At 51.5% G+C, this 16,515-nt stretch carries 19 protein-coding genes; 13 read left to right on the top strand and 6 right to left on the bottom strand.

Annotated features, from left to right (window positions below; all coding sequences use genetic code 11):
- Positions 1 to 149 precede the first annotated feature (149 nt).
- A complete protein-coding gene (locus MHH28_RS10050) occupies positions 150 to 1,145 on the bottom strand; it encodes an anti sigma factor C-terminal domain-containing protein (RefSeq protein WP_405114447.1) in 996 nt (331 codons plus the stop codon).
- Entirely contained in the window at positions 1,146 to 1,640 is a 495-nt protein-coding gene (locus tag MHH28_RS10045) for an RNA polymerase sigma factor (RefSeq protein WP_405114445.1), read from the bottom strand. It abuts the gene before it with no gap.
- A gap of 163 nt (positions 1,641 to 1,803) precedes the next feature.
- Here MHH28_RS10045 and MHH28_RS10040 point away from each other — a divergent pair, with 163 nt between their 5' ends.
- The 5 genes from MHH28_RS10040 (at position 1,804) to MHH28_RS10020 (ending at position 4,979) form a co-directional block, all read left to right on the top strand.
- Positions 1,804 to 2,274, top strand: coding sequence for a GNAT family N-acetyltransferase (locus tag MHH28_RS10040; protein ID WP_405114443.1), 471 nt, complete (start codon positions 1,804 to 1,806; stop codon positions 2,272 to 2,274).
- Positions 2,275 to 2,453: 179 nt separating this feature from the next.
- Positions 2,454 to 3,008 carry a hypothetical protein gene (locus MHH28_RS10035; protein ID WP_405114441.1) on the top strand — a complete coding sequence of 185 codons (555 nt, stop codon included), beginning with the start codon at positions 2,454 to 2,456 and terminating at the stop codon, positions 3,006 to 3,008.
- Between the two features lie 200 nt (positions 3,009 to 3,208).
- On the top strand, positions 3,209 to 3,889 hold the full coding sequence (locus tag MHH28_RS10030) for a hypothetical protein (protein ID WP_405114439.1): 681 nt from the start codon (positions 3,209 to 3,211) through the stop codon (positions 3,887 to 3,889).
- Positions 3,873 to 4,364, top strand: coding sequence for an S-layer homology domain-containing protein (locus tag MHH28_RS10025; protein ID WP_405114437.1), 492 nt, complete (start codon positions 3,873 to 3,875; stop codon positions 4,362 to 4,364). Before MHH28_RS10030 ends, MHH28_RS10025 begins: the two co-directional genes overlap by 17 nt.
- A gap of 165 nt (positions 4,365 to 4,529) precedes the next feature.
- Positions 4,530 to 4,979, top strand: coding sequence for an SRPBCC domain-containing protein (locus MHH28_RS10020; protein WP_405114435.1), 450 nt, complete (start codon positions 4,530 to 4,532; stop codon positions 4,977 to 4,979).
- A gap of 26 nt (positions 4,980 to 5,005) precedes the next feature.
- On the opposite strand, the gene MHH28_RS10015 is transcribed toward MHH28_RS10020, so the two are convergent.
- The 3 genes from MHH28_RS10015 to MHH28_RS10005 form a co-directional block, all read right to left on the bottom strand.
- The gene (locus MHH28_RS10015) at positions 5,006 to 5,779 is read right to left on the bottom strand and encodes an AraC family ligand binding domain-containing protein (protein WP_405114433.1); all 774 of its coding nucleotides are present in this window, start codon (positions 5,777 to 5,779) and stop codon (positions 5,006 to 5,008) included.
- A 16-nt stretch (positions 5,780 to 5,795) separates the two neighbouring features.
- Entirely contained in the window at positions 5,796 to 6,377 is a 582-nt protein-coding gene (locus MHH28_RS10010) for a LysE family translocator (protein ID WP_405116983.1), read from the bottom strand.
- An 87-nt stretch (positions 6,378 to 6,464) separates the two neighbouring features.
- Entirely contained in the window at positions 6,465 to 6,770 is a 306-nt protein-coding gene (locus MHH28_RS10005) for a DUF6199 family natural product biosynthesis protein (RefSeq protein ID WP_405114430.1), read from the bottom strand.
- 74 nt (positions 6,771 to 6,844) lie between these two features.
- On the opposite strand from MHH28_RS10005, the gene MHH28_RS10000 reads away from it, so the two are divergent.
- The 8 genes from MHH28_RS10000 (at position 6,845) to MHH28_RS09965 (ending at position 15,439) form a co-directional block, all read left to right on the top strand.
- Positions 6,845 to 7,534: a response regulator gene (locus MHH28_RS10000; protein ID WP_405114428.1), complete on the top strand. Its 690-nt coding sequence runs from the start codon at positions 6,845 to 6,847 to the stop codon at positions 7,532 to 7,534.
- The gene (locus tag MHH28_RS09995; protein ID WP_405114426.1) at positions 7,531 to 8,535 is read left to right on the top strand and encodes a sensor histidine kinase; all 1,005 of its coding nucleotides are present in this window, start codon (positions 7,531 to 7,533) and stop codon (positions 8,533 to 8,535) included. The genes MHH28_RS10000 and MHH28_RS09995 overlap by 4 nt, the downstream gene beginning before the upstream one ends.
- 99 nt (positions 8,536 to 8,634) lie before the next feature.
- Positions 8,635 to 9,390: an ABC transporter ATP-binding protein gene (locus tag MHH28_RS09990; protein WP_405114424.1), complete on the top strand. Its 756-nt coding sequence runs from the start codon at positions 8,635 to 8,637 to the stop codon at positions 9,388 to 9,390.
- Complete coding sequence (locus MHH28_RS09985; RefSeq protein WP_405114422.1) at positions 9,387 to 11,330, top strand: FtsX-like permease family protein; 1,944 nt, start codon at positions 9,387 to 9,389, stop codon at positions 11,328 to 11,330. The genes MHH28_RS09990 and MHH28_RS09985 overlap by 4 nt, the downstream gene beginning before the upstream one ends.
- Before the next feature lie 148 nt (positions 11,331 to 11,478).
- Positions 11,479 to 11,775 carry an Rpn family recombination-promoting nuclease/putative transposase gene (locus MHH28_RS09980; RefSeq protein WP_405114420.1) on the top strand — a complete coding sequence of 99 codons (297 nt, stop codon included), beginning with the start codon at positions 11,479 to 11,481 and terminating at the stop codon, positions 11,773 to 11,775.
- A gap of 43 nt (positions 11,776 to 11,818) precedes the next feature.
- A complete protein-coding gene (locus tag MHH28_RS09975; protein WP_405114418.1) occupies positions 11,819 to 12,544 on the top strand; it encodes an MOSC domain-containing protein in 726 nt (241 codons plus the stop codon).
- A gap of 20 nt (positions 12,545 to 12,564) precedes the next feature.
- Complete coding sequence (locus MHH28_RS09970) at positions 12,565 to 13,503, top strand: ArsR/SmtB family transcription factor (RefSeq protein WP_405114416.1); 939 nt, start codon at positions 12,565 to 12,567, stop codon at positions 13,501 to 13,503.
- Positions 13,504 to 13,669: 166 nt separating this feature from the next.
- The gene (locus MHH28_RS09965; protein WP_405114413.1) at positions 13,670 to 15,439 is read left to right on the top strand and encodes a glycoside hydrolase family 2 protein; all 1,770 of its coding nucleotides are present in this window, start codon (positions 13,670 to 13,672) and stop codon (positions 15,437 to 15,439) included.
- A gap of 175 nt (positions 15,440 to 15,614) precedes the next feature.
- Here the strand turns inward: MHH28_RS09965 and MHH28_RS09960 are convergent, their stop codons facing one another.
- Entirely contained in the window at positions 15,615 to 16,412 is a 798-nt protein-coding gene (locus tag MHH28_RS09960) for a lipase family protein (RefSeq protein WP_405114411.1), read from the bottom strand.
- Positions 16,413 to 16,515 lie beyond the last annotated feature (103 nt).

Here is a 16,515-nt window from a genome sequence, read left to right as displayed (position 1 = left end):
AACCAAGTATTCGTTTATGCTAAACCGAAATGCACTTCAATCTTGGTGAGCATCAAGGTCTTCCACAGATCCAGTACACATTATCTCAATCAACTATACAGATGTCCAATTCATGCTGCACCTTGACTGGAGAGCTCTATTACCGCAGGTTAGTTAGGAAGTGATATTGCATCAGAGACCACACCGAAGGTTGATCCTTGGATATAAGCCTGATTCTGCAGAGCTTCTAGCTGCTTAGCAGTACCGGTTACGACTACACCAATAATCGTAATATCATCCGGTTCCAGTATATCATTATCCCCGGCAAGGCTCTCATGGACTTGATCAGCTTCCCAGGTGAAGTTCTTGCCCTGCTTCCGCAGCCGTTCGACACTATTAATGAAGGAGTCTACACCGCCGTAGGGAGCAAACTGCTCTCCATGGAATCCGTAGATGATCATTGAATCGGCTGCGATGGTCTGGCGCGTTTCTTTCAGGTATTTTTTATAAGAGGGAGTATAGGCATCCACCCAGAACCAGACAGGCTGTACCCCGGCAGGTAGAAGCTTCTGCGTCTCATCCAGCGTATAGGCTTGGTCAAAAGACAACGCCATCTCCACAAGTGTGCCATCGCCCAGCTGCTTCAGCAGACTGATGCTGTCCTCATATGAATCATACTGAACCTCTGGATGGTAGAAGGACATTTCCCGGTCCCCGGTGGCTGAGTTGTAACGGGGATATGAGGAGGAAGGGCGCAGCTTTTCCGGCGGCGAAATCGCTCCAGATGCGCCGTATCTTCCGGTGGAGCGGCCCCATAAATTATAGGATTCCTCGATGGTCTCCCAAATATAAGGTTTATTTCCTAGCCATTTGTAAGTCTGGTTGTAGGTTTCGCCTCCAAAGCTATCCAATTTCACTGACTGGTTGCTGAGATGAACATTAGGGGCGCTGATCTCGTTTTTCCAGAGAATTTCAGATTGTACCTTGTCTCCCTGGTTCAGTCTCAAGTGGTAGAGGCCATACCAGATAACAGCGAGAATAACCGGGGTTACAACGAGAATGATGGCAATTGTCTTCAGGGTGGAGCGGAGTCTGGCTTTTCTGATGAGCTGCTGAGTCTTTTTCCCTCCGAGAATAAACCGGTCCTGCTCCTGATTCTGTTCCATTTAAATACCCTCCTTATAATGTTTGATGAATTTGTTTTTGGCGCGTGTGACATGTGTCTTGAGCGTATTCTCATTCATACCGTACAGGGAGGAGAGCTCCTTGTAGGTCAGATTCAACTCATATTTGAGGATTAGCAGCTCCTGATGCTGCTCAGAAAGCAGAGCCAGTGTGTCACGGATCGTCTGTGCAGTTTCCCGCCTCAGCAGCTGGATCTCCGGCAGATGGGTTAAAGAAAGAAGCTGAATATCGTCAACATCGACCACCGGATGGCGTTTATCTTTCCGCTTGAGATCATAGAACTGATTCGTCGCGACACGGAACATCCAGCTCATAACCTGCTTGGAGCCAATTCCGTCCTGATAGACCAGATATTTATAACAGGTGTCCTGAACGATATCTTCAGCGTCCTCGCGGGCAAGTCCGCGCTTCCTCAAGTACCGGTATAGCAAAGTTCCCGCTTGGTGCAGAAAGTGATGAATGGTTTCTTTGGCCATGTCTTGCCCCCTTCCCCAATACAACGCTAAGCTCCGTGAAAAGTTTACAGTAGCCTGTACATTCTGTATTCCTTAATTATAATTGTTCAATACCGGCAACCGCTCCAGCACTTCAGCTAATATAATATCAGTATGTAAAATATTAGCTGGACGGAGGAGATCAATGGTTCAGGATCACGAATTGCGGATACGTCCAATAGCCGAAGGGGATCTGCCCAGGCTGTGGGAGCTCGCTTATAAAGAGGAAGCGCCGGAATGGAAGAAATGGGATGCGCCTTATTATGAACACAAGCGGATTACATGGGAGACGTATTACGGGAAGCGAGCCGAGATTATTGGATGTGGGAACAATTGGGTAATAGAAGTAGAGGACGTTGTTATAGGTGATGTCAGCTACTACTGGGAGCATGAGCCGTCATACTGGCTGGAGATGGGGATTGTTATCTATGATCCTGCTTATTGCAGCAGCGGTTACGGGACTAGAGCCCTCAAGCTGTGGATCGGTCATTTGTTCTGTATCCTGCCGTTAATCCGAGTGGGCTACACCACCTGGTCCGGGAATGAGCGCATGATGAAGGCAGGAGTGAAGCTGGGGTTGATGACGGAAGCCAGGCTTAGAAAATGCCGCTACTAAAAAGGAATCTTCTATGATTCTATCCGGATGGGGCTGCTTAGAGAGGAGTGGGAGGATACTTTGAAAGAGCAAATATGAAACTTTGTGAAAAAAGACACAAATTCGTGAAATTTATCACGTTGTATTCATAAAATTTTAATATATAATAAAGTTAATTAAAAGAAACAGGGGGAGTTAAAATGAAATTATTCAAAGTATTAGTAGTAGCAGGGGTATCGGTAGCTTTGTTGTCGGGTTGCGGATCGGATAAAAACAATGCAGACAAAGGGGCGGCAGCGACTACTGCACCAGCAACAGAGCAGACAGATGCAAAAACCTCCGCTTCGATCGTGAACCAGGCAGATTCTTTCATTAATGCAGTAAGCGACAAGGGAACCTGGATTGTTGCAGTGCTGAATGATCTGACCGTTGACAAGGATGTAGTTGTAGCAGGCGAGTTCCACGACAAGAACGATGCTGCTAAGCCGATCTACCGTAAGCTTGCCCTGTACGCACAGGATGCAGACCACAAGGTTACAGCTTCTTACACCCTTACTGCACCGAAAGTAACGGTACAGAGCGAGAACTTCCGCGTTCAAGGCGGTACGATCAAGGGTGATGTATATGTAGAAGCTAACGGCTTCAACGTATACAAGGATGCTACTATCGACGGCAACCTGTACTTCTCCAGCGAAGATGTGAAGGCAACAGCAGTTCTGGAAGGTAAAGTTACCGGAGCTACTGAAGTTAAATAATACAATTCAACTCATAGATGTGAATGAGATAAGCCAGTAGATGCAGGCCCGCCAGGAGCCTTGTCTGCTGGCTTTTTGCTTGAAATAAATGATTTCTCAGCTTGGTCAAGGGGTACTTTTGTAATCCGCCCGGAAATATTCTATAGTTAGATGGAAGCCATTGTAAGCGTAAACACTTGGGATTGGGGATGTATAAAGAGATGAAAACTGCCCGGAGATGGGGGATCGCGGCCGGAGTGATTCTTGCTTCTGTCGCGGTACTCTATATCTTATTATATATGTATGAAAGACCCGGCGGCTGGTCTGACCGGCGGATGTCGCAATCCCTGGGACTGGAGCAGACCCTCCAGATTCCGCTTGGCGGCAGCCCTGAGGAAGCCGTGCAGTTATTCCGTAAGTCCGATGCGATGACGGTGGTGCATGAGGAGACTGTGGGCAGGGGGGAGCTTGTGTTCCTTACCCGGCCGGGCCGGGAGGAAGGCGGCGATCTCCAGGTAGAGTATGTCCGTAAGACTTGGCTCGGCTGGAAATGGGTCTGGGGAGCGGGATATGGAATGGGTGAAGATCCTTCCCCGGCGGTCATGCATTATATGAGGGTGCCAGAAATAGAGCAGGTCTCTACGCCTTTTCCCCTACTGTTCGGTGAGGTGCTCGACCCGTCCATTCAGCAGGTTATTGTTCAGCAGAAGGAGGCCGGGACGGACAAATCCGAAGCGAAGCTGATTACGGCGGCGTCCGGCCGGACGATCTGGTTTGCTTTTCAGCCGGCTACGGCGGGCGTGCCGTTCGAGATCGAAGGATTGGATCAGGCGGGGAAAATAATTGCTGCCAAGGTTATTACAGATGTAAGAGGCAGCGGGTCGATTGAATCAAGCCGGTGAATGCTATGATCAGAGCGCAGGCAGCCACTGGGCAGCAGAAGCCATCCGTCAGGTCACAGGTGCCGGACTTATGAAGGGCTTGACAGACGGAAGCTTCAGACCGGAGCAGAGCATCACCAGAGCGGAAATGGCAGTCATCATTGCGCGCTGGAAAGCACTCTCAGGTACAGTTGAACACAGCTATAACGATGCTCTTGGCCATTGGGCTGAGAATGCAATCGGCCAAACAAAAGAGGCCGGTTATATGGAAGGCATGACGAATGGCAGCTTCCAGCCGAACAAAGCCTTGACCCGTGCCGAAGGAGTTGCTGTGTTCAACCGGATTTTGGAAAGAGGACCGCTGTACGGTGAGACCGTGCCGGTATGGTCCGATGTGCCGATGATCCACTGGGCGTTCCATCAGATCGAGGAAGCTTCCCGGGATCACAGCTACACTAGCCGGCCTGAAGGCGGCGAGATAATTATTAAGAAGTAGGCTTACCTAGGAAGGGCTGTCCAAGTCATGAGGATGACGGGAGCAGCCCTTCTTTTTGTGCGATTTATGCCAGTTAATCTTTGATATTATGGAGGACAGATGTAGAATACAGGAGAGTTATCTGTTCTTGGAAGCTGAGATCCAATAGAAGAAGGGGCGATTTCTATGAATACGACTGTAAATGCACCTGATCTTTCCTCGAGACCGTATAGCTTGAGTGTGGAACGCCTGATGACGGCCTCACCCGAAGTGTTGTACGAAGCCTGGACGAAGCAGTTCGACCGCTGGTTTGCGGCGCCGGGAACCGTGTTAATGGAGGGGACTGTAAATAGCGTATTCTTTTTCGAGACCCGTCATGAAGTGCAGCGGTATCCGCATTACGGGCGCTTCTTGAAGCTAGAGCAGGGCCGTCTGGTGGAATTGACCTGGGTTACAGGTGCGGGAGGAACCAAGGGGGCGGAAACGGTAGTGCGAGTTGTACTTGAGCCTCAAGAAGAAGGCACTATGCTTCGCTTGGTACATGCCGGTTTCCCGGATGCGGAATCCAGAGACCGGCATGAGCAGGCGTGGCCGATGGTGCTGGAGCAGCTTGAGAAGATGCTGGCGGCAGAGTAACAGCTCTGATAACAGAATTGCAGTTACTAAGCCAGCTGTGACATGTACTCGTAGGCAGTCAGACCATATACACTTTTGAAATGGCGGTTCAGATGGGTCAGGTCTGTGAAGCCGAATGCAGCCACTGCGGAATAGATATCCTTATTCTTCTCGATGGACTGTCTGGCATGTTCGACCTTGCAGTTCAGGAAAAATTGATAGGGTGAGGTTCCGGTATGGGCTTTGAACTCACGGATGAACTGATATTTGGATAGATTGAACTCCCGCGCGAGGTCGTCGAGCCTGAGTACCTGGTCCAGGCTGCAGTACATCATTTCTTTGGCTTTGGTGACAAAAGCATTGTTCATCCGCCGCGGGGTCTGAATTTCCGTATGGGACAAGAGGTTGGATAGCTGAACAAGCAGTTCGCTGCCCAGTGACTCATCGGCCCCGCTCTGGACAGCGTGACTGAGGTTGCAGATGCATTGCGCCAGCTCTCTGTCATAGACGATCGGAGTGGTGAAGCGCAGTTCCTGTTTGCCCAGAAGCTCGGCCATCAGGTCAGGCTTAAGATACAGCATGACATAGTCAATACCTGCCCGGTCATAGGAGCTTCCGTCATGAATCTGCTCCGGGTTAAACAGCATGACCCCATTCCGGTGCGAAGCCTGCCGGCTGCCGTCCAGTGTATATTGCTGAATGCCGCGCAGGGTAACGCCGACGGCGTATTCTTCGTGGCAATGCTTTTTGTAAGTGAAATCCGTCATGCTGGCCGATAAGGCGAGGATCTCTGCTGACTTTTTATAATTGAATTGCTCCACCTGAATCACCGCCGTTCTATAAAATACCGGATACCATTACAGCAGAGTATACTAGAAACAGAGCCATTATACTATTCATCACCCGCTGATGCCGCTTCAGATAGCTCTTGAATACGGAGCCGAATATAACCCAGGCCATAAAGGCCAGGAAACCGATCACAGTAATGACTATGACGAAGATGAAGGCTGCTGCGGGTGAGCTATAATAGGGCATAACATAACTTGGGATCACGGTCAGCGTGAACAGCAGCACCTTCGGATTGGCGAATTGCATCAGCAGCCCGGAGCGGAAACCGGAAGCCTGCCGGCCTGCCGCTTCAGAACGGCCCATCCTGTACACCTGATAAGCGAGGTAGAGCATGTACAGGCTGCCGATAATCTGCATGGCCCCGAGAATATGCGGGAGAATGCCCGCCAGCAGACGGTTCAGCAGAGCGGATGCGGCAAGGAGCAGTCCGAACGCGAGTGTGGCTCCGCCGACGTATCCCATTGTTTTTCTGCCCCCATGGTGCTGCACAGAGGAGAGGATCACAATATTGGTCGGGCCCGGTGTGAAGGTAACCACAATACAATAGATGATAAAAGCAGCGATATTCATGATGACCTCCAGTAGAAGTAGTTCCATGAATATACACCGGGACCGCGAATCGCTATAGTACATTATTGCAGTCAGTCCGCTATTCCTTTAGCTAAGAGCACTCCACAGTGTCAATATCCCCATCACCATAACGAATGAGCCTATCCATAAGCCCACGGCCCCTCTGAAGCGCATGGAGCTGATGTAGGCATCGCTGGGTTCACCGTCGCCTTTCATTTTCCAGCTTTCACTCGACTGCCAGGTGAAAGTGGGATTTCGGCGTACATATAAGGCAAACGCATTGATTGCAATTCCAAATAACAAGATGAAGATTGCGCTAAACGTTCCGATGATAATCAGCTCCCTGATATGTTTAAATTTTTGGATGTCAGTATCTAATACGTTACTTGGCATAGGGCAGGTTTCACAAAAGTAATACATGTGAAGTATAATAGTCCGATAGTAATTCTTCTGAAGGAGAGTCCGGTTTGTTCAAAATTATGCTGATCGAAGACGACATCACCCTGTTTGGGGAGATTAAAGAAAGGCTCGCCCAGTGGTCCTACGAGGTGTACGGGATTACGAATTTTGGCAAGGTCCTGCAGGAATTCACGGAGGTGAAGCCGGATCTGGTGGTGATTGATATCCAGCTGCCGCAGTTCGACGGCTTCCACTGGTGCCGGATTCTGCGCAGCCACTCCAAGGTGCCGATTATTTTCCTCTCCTCCCGGGACCATCCGAGCGACATGGTGATGTCGATGCAGCTTGGGGCCGATGATTTCATTCAGAAGCCGTTCCATTTCGAGGTGCTGATTGCCAAGATTCAGGCTATCCTCCGCCGGGTCTATAATTATAGCATGGAAGGCACGGAGCTGAAGACCTGGCGCGGAGCGGCGATTGAATTCGTGAAGAATACGGTTACGGGGAGCGGGGGAGCGGCGCTGCTCACGAAGAATGAGATGCTGATTCTCAAAATCCTGCTGGAGCGCAAAAACAGCATTGTGGAGCGTGAGGAGATCATCACCAGCCTGTGGGACAACGAGCATTTTGTCAGCGATAACACGCTGACTGTGAACGTGAATCGGCTGCGCAAGAAGCTGGAGCCGCTCGGGCTGGATTCCTTCATTGAGACCAAGGTCGGGCAAGGGTATATGGCGACCGAAGAGGCGGAACAATGATAAGACAATATATCACCGAGAAGCGGAGCTGGCTGCTCCTGCTGGCCGCGCTCCAGCTGATTATTATATTCGTGGCCTATGTTGACTCTGCGATCCCGCTGCTGCCGATTCTGTACATAGTACTGCTCAATACGCTGCTCTGCCTGGCCTTCATCTTCCTGCGGTATTCCCGGGAGACCAAGTTCTACAAGAGCCTTGCCTCCTGGGATCAGGTCTATGAGCTGCAGGCAGTCCTGGAGCCGGGTAGTCCGATGGAGCGGCTGGTTCATGAGGCGGTAAGCGCCCAGACGGACCGCTACAAGCGTGAGTCCTTCGTGAATGTCCAACTGCTGGAATCGGAGAAGGACGAGCTGCTGGCCTGGATACATGAGGTCAAGACCCCGCTGACTGCCATGCAGCTTATGATCGAGCGCCTGCCGGACGAGACGCTGCAAAGACAGCTGATGTACGAATGGCTGCGGATTCACCATCTGCTCGACCAGCAGCTGCATCAGAAGCGGATTCCCTTTATCCGTAATGATCTGTTCATTGAGAAGGTTAGTCTCGCTTCTGTTCTCAATCAGGAGATCCGGGGCCTGAAATCCTGGTGCATCACCAAGCGAATCGGGTTCGACGTAGAGCTTGAGTCCGGCACGGTGCTGACAGACGGCAAATGGCTGGCCTTCATGCTCAGACAGCTGCTGACCAATGCCGTGAAATACAGCGAAGCCTCCGATATAATAATCCGCAGCCGTGAAGAGGGCGGTCATGTCACGCTTGTCATTGAAGACAGCGGACAGGGAATAGATCTCCGGGATCTGCCGCGGATCTATGATAAGGGCTTCACCTCATCGCGCTTCCGCCAGGAGGGGGCAGCCACCGGCATGGGGCTGTACCTGACCCGGCAGGTGGCGGAGCCGCTGCAGATCAGGCTTCACGCTGCTTCCATTCCCGGGCAGGGGAGTGTGTTTACGCTGACTTTTCCAAGGGAGAATGACTTTCAGCGGTTGAACGGCATGTGACACTATTGTCACATGCCTATTCCATTTGTTCGGCGAAGCGCAGGAAAATACTCCTCCACCCGCTTATGATAAAGCTATAGAAAAGGAGTGGGGAAACAGATGCTTATCATGCAGGCTAACAAAATCTATAAAACCTATGGCAACAAATTCAATAAACAGGAAGTCCTTAAGGGCATTGATCTTCAGGTCGATAAAGGCGAGTTCGTAGGAATCATGGGCCCTTCCGGTTCAGGTAAAACGACACTTCTGAATGTTCTCTCCTCGATTGACCGGGTAAGCAAAGGCACGATCGAAATTGAGGGCAAGGAATTCACCGGAATGAAGGAGAAGCAGCTCGCCGAGTTCAGGAAGCATCATCTCGGGTTCATTTTCCAGGATTATAATCTGCTCGACACATTGACGGTCAAGGAGAATATCATGCTGCCGCTGTCGATTACAGGCATGTCCAAGAAGGAGGCGCATCAGAAATTCGACCAGGTGGCCGGCGAGCTGGGAATCTATGAGCTGAAGGACAAATATCCGGCGGAAATCTCCGGCGGGCAGAAGCAGCGGACCTCTGCGGCGCGGGCGTTCGTGCATGAGCCGAGCATTATTTTTGCCGATGAGCCTACGGGGGCCCTGGATTCCAAATCTGCGTCCGATCTGCTGAACAAGCTGGCCGCCATGAACAGCAAGCGTGATGCTACCATTGTGATGGTTACGCATGATGCCGTTGCCGCAAGCTACTGCAGCCGGGTGGTCTTCATCCGTGACGGGCAGATCTACACACAGCTGAACAAGGGCGATGAATCCCGCCAGTCCTTCTTCAATGATATTATCAGTACCCAGGGAGTACTTGGCGGTGTCACGCAATGAATCTGAATTATATCATCCTGCGGAATCTCAAAAAGAATATTAAGAACTATTATCTCTACGTCTTTGCCCTAATCTTCAGTGTGGCCTTGTACTTCTCCTTCGTGACGCTGCAATATGATCCCGCGATGGATGAGGTCAGCGGTTCGATCAAAGGCGGGGCCGCCATCGGCGCTTCCTCTGTTCTGCTGGTTGCGATTGTTGCCATCTTTCTGCTGTATGCGAACACCATCTTCATCAAGCGCCGCAGCAAGGAGATCGGTCTGTTCCAGCTGATCGGACTGACCAAGACGAGAATCTTCGCACTGCTGAGCGCCGAGAATCTGATTCTGTACTTCGGCTCGCTCTTCATCGGTATCGGGGCGGGGTTCGTCATGTCCCGGCTGATCCTGATGATTCTGTTCAAAATCCTGGAGATCGACCAGCTGGCGGCCCTGCGCTTCTCCCCTGAGGCACTAATGCAGACTGTACTGGTGTTTGCAGCGGTGTATGTGCTGATTATGATCATGAATTACACCTTCATCCGGGCGCAGAGCATTCTCTCGCTGTTCAAGACAACGTCCACTTCCCAAGGAATGGTTAAGAAAATGCCCCTGTGGGAGATCATTATGGGGCTGCTCGGCATTGGCTTCATTGCTGCAGGATATTATGTATCCAGCCAGCTGTTCAGCGGGAAATTCAGCGACATGAACGGACTGATGCTGGCGATGATTATCATTTTGGCGCTGGTTATAGCCGGTACTTATCTATTCTATAAAGGTTCGGTCAGCTTCATCTTCAATCTCATCCGTAAGCGGAAAAAAGGCTATCTGTCCATTAACGAAGTGTTGTCACTCTCTTCGATTATGTTCCGGATGAAATCCAACGCCCTGCTGCTGACCGTCATCACCACGGTATCCGCACTGGCCATCGGTCTGCTCTCTCTGAGCTATATCTCTTATTACTCCGTGGAGACGTCAGCCAGAGAAAGCTCTCCGCATGATTTCGGCTTTGTTATGAAGGAAGCGGGGAGCGACTTCGTTCAGGCGCTGGATCAGAAGAAGATCGGGTACACGGTGCTCGAGATTCCAACAGTCCGGGTGAAGCTGGATCTTGGGGAAGTCCTGGTGAGCAGTACATTCCCGGACTATGACACCAGTCTCGAGGCTACCGTGATCAGTGACAGCAGTCTGGAAGGGATGGATGTACAGCCGGGTGATGTAATGATTACAGGCTACACCCATACGCTGCAAACCATGCTGAAGCTCAAGGACAGCGGTGAAGTGGACTTTTACACTAAGGACGGCATCATGAAACAGCAGCTTAACGGGTTGTCTGAAAAGCCCGTATTGCCTTATAGTTATGGTGGTGGAGTGATCGGGGTATTCGTGGTAGACGAGTCGGTCTTCAAGGAGCTGACAGCGCATCAGGACCCGAATCTGCAGTACAAAAAACCGGGCAGCGGGAATTACCGTGGTATTGTGCTGAAGAATCGTTCGCAAGTCAAAGAGGCATATGAAATCTATCTGGAACAGAAGCCGGAGTTTCCAAGCTTCTCGCAATATGAATTTGAATTCAACCAGCGGACCAATATGGGCCTCATTATGTTCATTGTAGGCTTCCTGGGCCTGACGTTCCTGATTACCTCCGGTTGTATTCTCTACTTCAAGCAGATGGATGAGAGCGAGGAGGAGCGGGAGGGATACACGATACTGCGCAAGCTGGGCTTCACCCAAGGCGATCTTCTGCGCGGCATCCAGTTTAAGCAGCTGTTCAATTTCGGCATTCCGCTGGTTGTCGGCTTGTGTCACAGTTATTTTGCGGTAAAATCCGGCTGGTTCTTTTTCGGCACCGAGATGCTTACTCCGATGTTCGTAGTGATGGCGGTATATACTGTGTTATACTCGATCTTCGGTCTTTTGTCCGTACTGTATTACAAGCGGGTAATCCGGGAATCACTGTAAATATCTAAATATATGTTACGATGAGGATGGCCTTCGGGCTGTCCTTTTCTATTTTGCTGTCCGGCTCTTGCCTTACGCAAAACAGGCAGCGATAATGGTATAATAAAACCGAAACGCAGCAAACCCATTCAAATGGGAGGTGCTTACGATGAACGAACGTGTGCTGAAAAAAGCCATGAACACGCTGGAGTTTCTGAGTCAGAACGAGGAGGCGCGCAGACAATATGAAGCGCGTCAACGCTATCTGCATGACGAAGCGTCGATGTATGAAGCGGCTAAGGCGGCCGAGGCTAAGGGCTGGGCTGAAGGTGAGGCTAAGGGCAAAGCAGACGCTCAAAAAGAAACAGCTCATAAACTGCTTGCTCTAGGTATAGACCTATCTGTTATCGCCGAGGCAACGGGCCTTACCATAGAAGAGATTCAGAAGTTAAGGACGATACAGTAAAAATAGCCAGGGACTGTAGATTATAGACAGAAGAGGTGTGGGCGTGTCAGTTACAGTTGGGGAGATTAAATCGATTAACCGTTATCCGGTGAAATCCTTTGCGGGGGAGGCGCTGGAGTCTTGTAAGGTTGTATCTTACGGAGTGGAGGGAGATCGGTATTGTTCCTTTTATGATATGACCAAAAAAGACTGGTCGCAGTATATCACTGCCCGGAAGATTCCCAAGATGATGTCCTATAAGGCTGAATATACAGGTGAAGATATCCGGGTGACGGCTGCGGATGGCCGCGTGTTCGGCTGGGATCAGGAGCTGCTGGACGAAATTCAAAGTCTGACTTCCACCGAAATTACCATGTCTGAGTTCATGGCACCACACCCGGAGGAGAAGCACCCGGAGCTGTTATCGGTAGATGGGGCGAGTATTCTGCTGGTGACGGATAAGAGCCTGAAGAAGCTGGAAGCCCTGTGGGGCAAACCGGTCGATCAGCGCCGCTTCCGGGGCAACTTCCTCGTGGAAGTGAGTGAGGACTCGTTCGGGGAGGAAGAGTGGCTCGGCCGCCGTCTGTCGATAGGCAGTACAGTACTGCAAGTGGATAGCTATTGTGAACGCTGCGTGATGATTACCACGAACCCGGATACCCTCGAACGGGACAGCTCCCTGCTGAAGCAAGTCTACAAAGAGCTGAAGCAGCAGTTCGGCGTCTATGCTTCAGTCATCACTCCAGGAGAGGTTCGGCTCGGTGATCAGGTTGTGATGCTGGATAACTAAGCTGGACAGGGGTGAACAATATGCTGGAATTATCCATGGAACATGCGGATGAGCTGGTGAAGGTGACACATGCGCTCTCTACAGAGCTGAGGCTCAGAATGCTTGCGCTGCTCAACAGCCGGAGAATGAATGTGGCGGAGCTGGCGGAGGCGCTGGAGATTCCGGTATCCACGGCAGCCTCCAATGTGAAGGTGCTGGAGCAGGCGGGGCTGATTGAGACCGAGCTGCTGCCCGCTTCACGCGGGGCGATGAAGGTGTGCAGCCGGATCTATGATGATATCAAGATCATCATCAATGTCCCGGAGCGCCTCGCGTCGGCCGATCACGGCGATTACTGCTATGAGATTGCCATGCCGATCGGCAATTTCACGGCCTGTGAAGTGTCGCCTACCTGCGGCATGGTCAGTGAGAGCGGTCCGATTATAACGGAGGACTCCCCGGCGGGATTTTTCCATCCGGACAGGGTGCATGCCCAGCTTCTCTGGCTGCGCAAAGGCTATCTCGAATACCGCTATCCGCTGGAGATCCCGCAAGGGGCGGACATCCACCGGATTCAGTTCTCCATGGAGATCTGCTCGGAAGCGCCGAATTATGAGAATGACTGGCCTTCGGATATTACGCTGTGGATCAACGGGGTGGAGGTGGGGACCTGGACCTCGCCCGGTGACTTCGGCGGCAGACGCGGGAAGCTGAATCCCTCCTGGTGGATTGATACAGGGACCCAGTTCGGCGCACTCAAGACCTGGAGTGTAGACGATACCCGCAGCACCATTGACCATCAGGAGCTGTCCGCTGTGACTCTGGAGCAGCTGAAGCTGACCGGACAGAACTATGTGGATTTGCGGCTGGGTGTGAAGAAGGATGCCAGGTACAAGGGCGGCATGAACCTGTTCGGGAAGAAGTTCGGCGATTATGAGCAGGATCTGGTGATGAAGATTTTTTACAGCATTGAGCCTTAGATGAGAATTAAGCTTAACGGAAGATTTTATTTACGGCGAAGAACCTGCTGCTTACGGCGAAGGTTCTTTTTTGCGTCAGCATTGACATTTCAGCAGTTTCTGCAATAATTGATACATATTTATTGTATTAAAACAAAATTATTGTTCATAAGGAGTGTGCATTTCCATGACAACCCGGCATTATATCAAGGATTATCCGCGGCCGCAGTTCATCCGTGACGATTGGCAGAGCTTGAACGGGGAATGGAATTTCCGGTATGACGATGACAACACAGGGGAACGGAAGCGGTGGCATGAGGCGCTGAACGGCGATCTGAAGATTCAGGTTCCGTTCACCTATGAGACAGAAGCCAGCGGGATCGGCGAGACCGCGTTCCATCCATATGTCTGGTATGAGAGGGAGCTGCAACTGCCTGAAGGCTTGGGCAATAAGCGGGTGCTGCTGAATTTCCAGGCGGTAGATTACATTGCGAAGGTGTGGGTGAACGGCAGCTATGCCGGGGGGCACCAAGGCGGGTACGCAGCTTTTACACTGGATATTACCGATTATCTGAACACGGATACTGGAGCGGTGAACACTCTGAGCGTCAAGGCAGAGGACAGCCAGAGCTGCACACAGCCTCGGGGCAAGCAGCGCTGGGTGGATGACAATTTCGAGTGCTTCTACGTGCAGACGACGGGAATCTGGCAGAGTGTGTGGCTGGAGTATGTATCTCCTTCGTACCTCAGGTCTGTCAAAATCACGCCGGAGCTCGATACCCGTTCGGTCCGTTTTGAATACAACACCCATGGAGCAGACCCTAGTCTCCGGCTGGAGACCCGGATCAGCACAGGCGAGAAGATCTTCAAGGAGGTCTCGCTTCAGGCGGACCGGGCTTCGCTCCAGCTGGAAGTTGAACTTACGCATGAAGCAAACGGCCCGTGGAAGCTCCAGTCCTGGTCACCGGCCTCTCCGGTGCTGTATGAGGTGGAGTTCATTCTGTACCAGGCGGAGCAGGTGATCGACCGGGTATACTCCTACTTCGGACTCCGCAAAATCTCCATTGAACAGGGCAAGGTGCTGCTCAACAACACGCCGGTGTATCAGAAGCTGATTCTGGACCAGGGATATTGGCCGCAGAGCCATCTGACCCCGCCTTCGGAGGAGGCGCTGATTGCTGACATCGATGCGGTTCTGGCGATGGGCTACAACGGAGTCCGCAAGCATATGAAGATTGAAGATGCGCGCTTCCTGTACTGGTGTGATGTGAAGGGTCTGCTGGTCTGGTCGGAGATGCCGGCCACCTATGAGTTCAATGATGAGGCGGTGGAGCAATTCACGAATGAATGGACAGAGATTGTCCGGCAGCAGTATAATCATCCCTCGGTGATTACCTGGGTGCCTTTTAACGAATCGTGGGGGATTCCGCAGGTCTACACGAACAAGCATCAGCAGCAATTCACAGAGGGCATCTATCATCTGACCAAGGCAATTGATCCGAATCGTCCGGTGATTGTGAATGACGGCTGGGAGCATACCATCAGCGATATTATTACCCTGCATGATTATGAAGAGAGTGGCGCAGTGCTACTTGAGCGGTATGCAGATCCGGGCAGTCTGCTTGGCGGCAGCTTCTCGTTCAATAACTGGAAATATGCGATGGCCCAAGGCTACGAATACCGGGGACAGCCGGTCATGGTCAGTGAATTCGGGGGCATTGCCTTCGACACCGGCGAAGGATGGGGCTATGGGGAGCAGGTGGGCAGCACAGAGGCCTTCATTGAGCGCTTCCGCAGCATCACGCAGGCGATTAAGGACACCCCGTACATCTGCGGATACTGCTACACCCAGATTACGGATGTCCAGCAGGAAGTGAACGGACTATTAACGGCAGACCGGACACCGAAGCTTCCGCTGGAGGAGATTCGTAAGATCAACGGGAAGCAGAGAGGATAATCGTAACATTGTGGCCTAAATAGCGGTGAATTATCGGTTCTATGACAGCGGGAAGCCCTTTAGAATCATTGGTGAAACCACTTACATGCATGCAGATGCGGTCAACAGGCTTCACCAATGATGATTAAGAGGAGGGTTGAAATGTTCATAAAATGGTTCATCTCGCTGTCCGCAATTAGGTGACCAGCTCCGGGACCGGGCAGAATCTTGGGTTCGCGGCGCACATAGCTGTGGTGAAGTCCGGCCGCGTCATCCTTAGCACAGCGAAATAATTGCGGATGACATGGTTCAGCTCAGGGCTGCCATTTTGGAAGGACAAGGATTTAAGCGTCTTAACATGAGTGTAATAGTATTTGGTCTTCTGCTTAGGCAGCTTGTAGACGGTCGGAGGAACATACGTAGTGACGTCAAAAAGATTGGCATAGCGGTAGCTGCTCTTGACATACCGGCTGAAGGCCTTGGCAAAAGCCGGGTCCCCGACACGCGGAGACCCGTAGGTATACAGCCGTGGGGCGGCGAACGCGGAATTGGCAGCCACATCCAGCGCACACAGGGTGGCCAGTGCCCCGCCAAGGCTGTGGCCCGTTACATATAGCGTCTTCTCCGTGGACAAAGTGCCCAGTACAGCTAGAATTGCATCCCGGGCGGATGCATAAATATCGGTGAACCCTCGATGGGTCAGGCAGGGTTCCTGAATGTATTTGAATTTCATTTGACTCGCATTCATATTCGACAGCCAGTCATTGGTCGAGATGCTTCCGCGCCAGGCGATAATAATCTCCTGCGGGGATTCCAGAATGAATCCGAACAGTTCCCACACATTCCCCTTGGACTTCGCCTGAAAGCTATGCACGGCCGAGAAGTCCGCCGGTACCACGAAAGAACCATCCGCATTGGCAAATTGGGTATAGGTCTGTCCGCAGACAGCTGCCAGAAAGATCGCCCACTCTTCTTCATCTGTCATGTTAAGCATTCCGCATCCCCCTTCTTTTCTATCTGTGTATGACGGAAAGACGGGATTGGTGCCTAGCGGGCAGCTAGCCCCGGCTTAAGAGTCGTCAGCCACTCACAATGCT

This window comes from Paenibacillus sp. FSL K6-1217, from assembly GCF_045040735.1.
Lineage (GTDB): Bacteria > Bacillota > Bacilli > Paenibacillales > Paenibacillaceae > Paenibacillus_AQ.
This window is presented reverse-complemented; position numbering and strand designations above follow the sequence as displayed.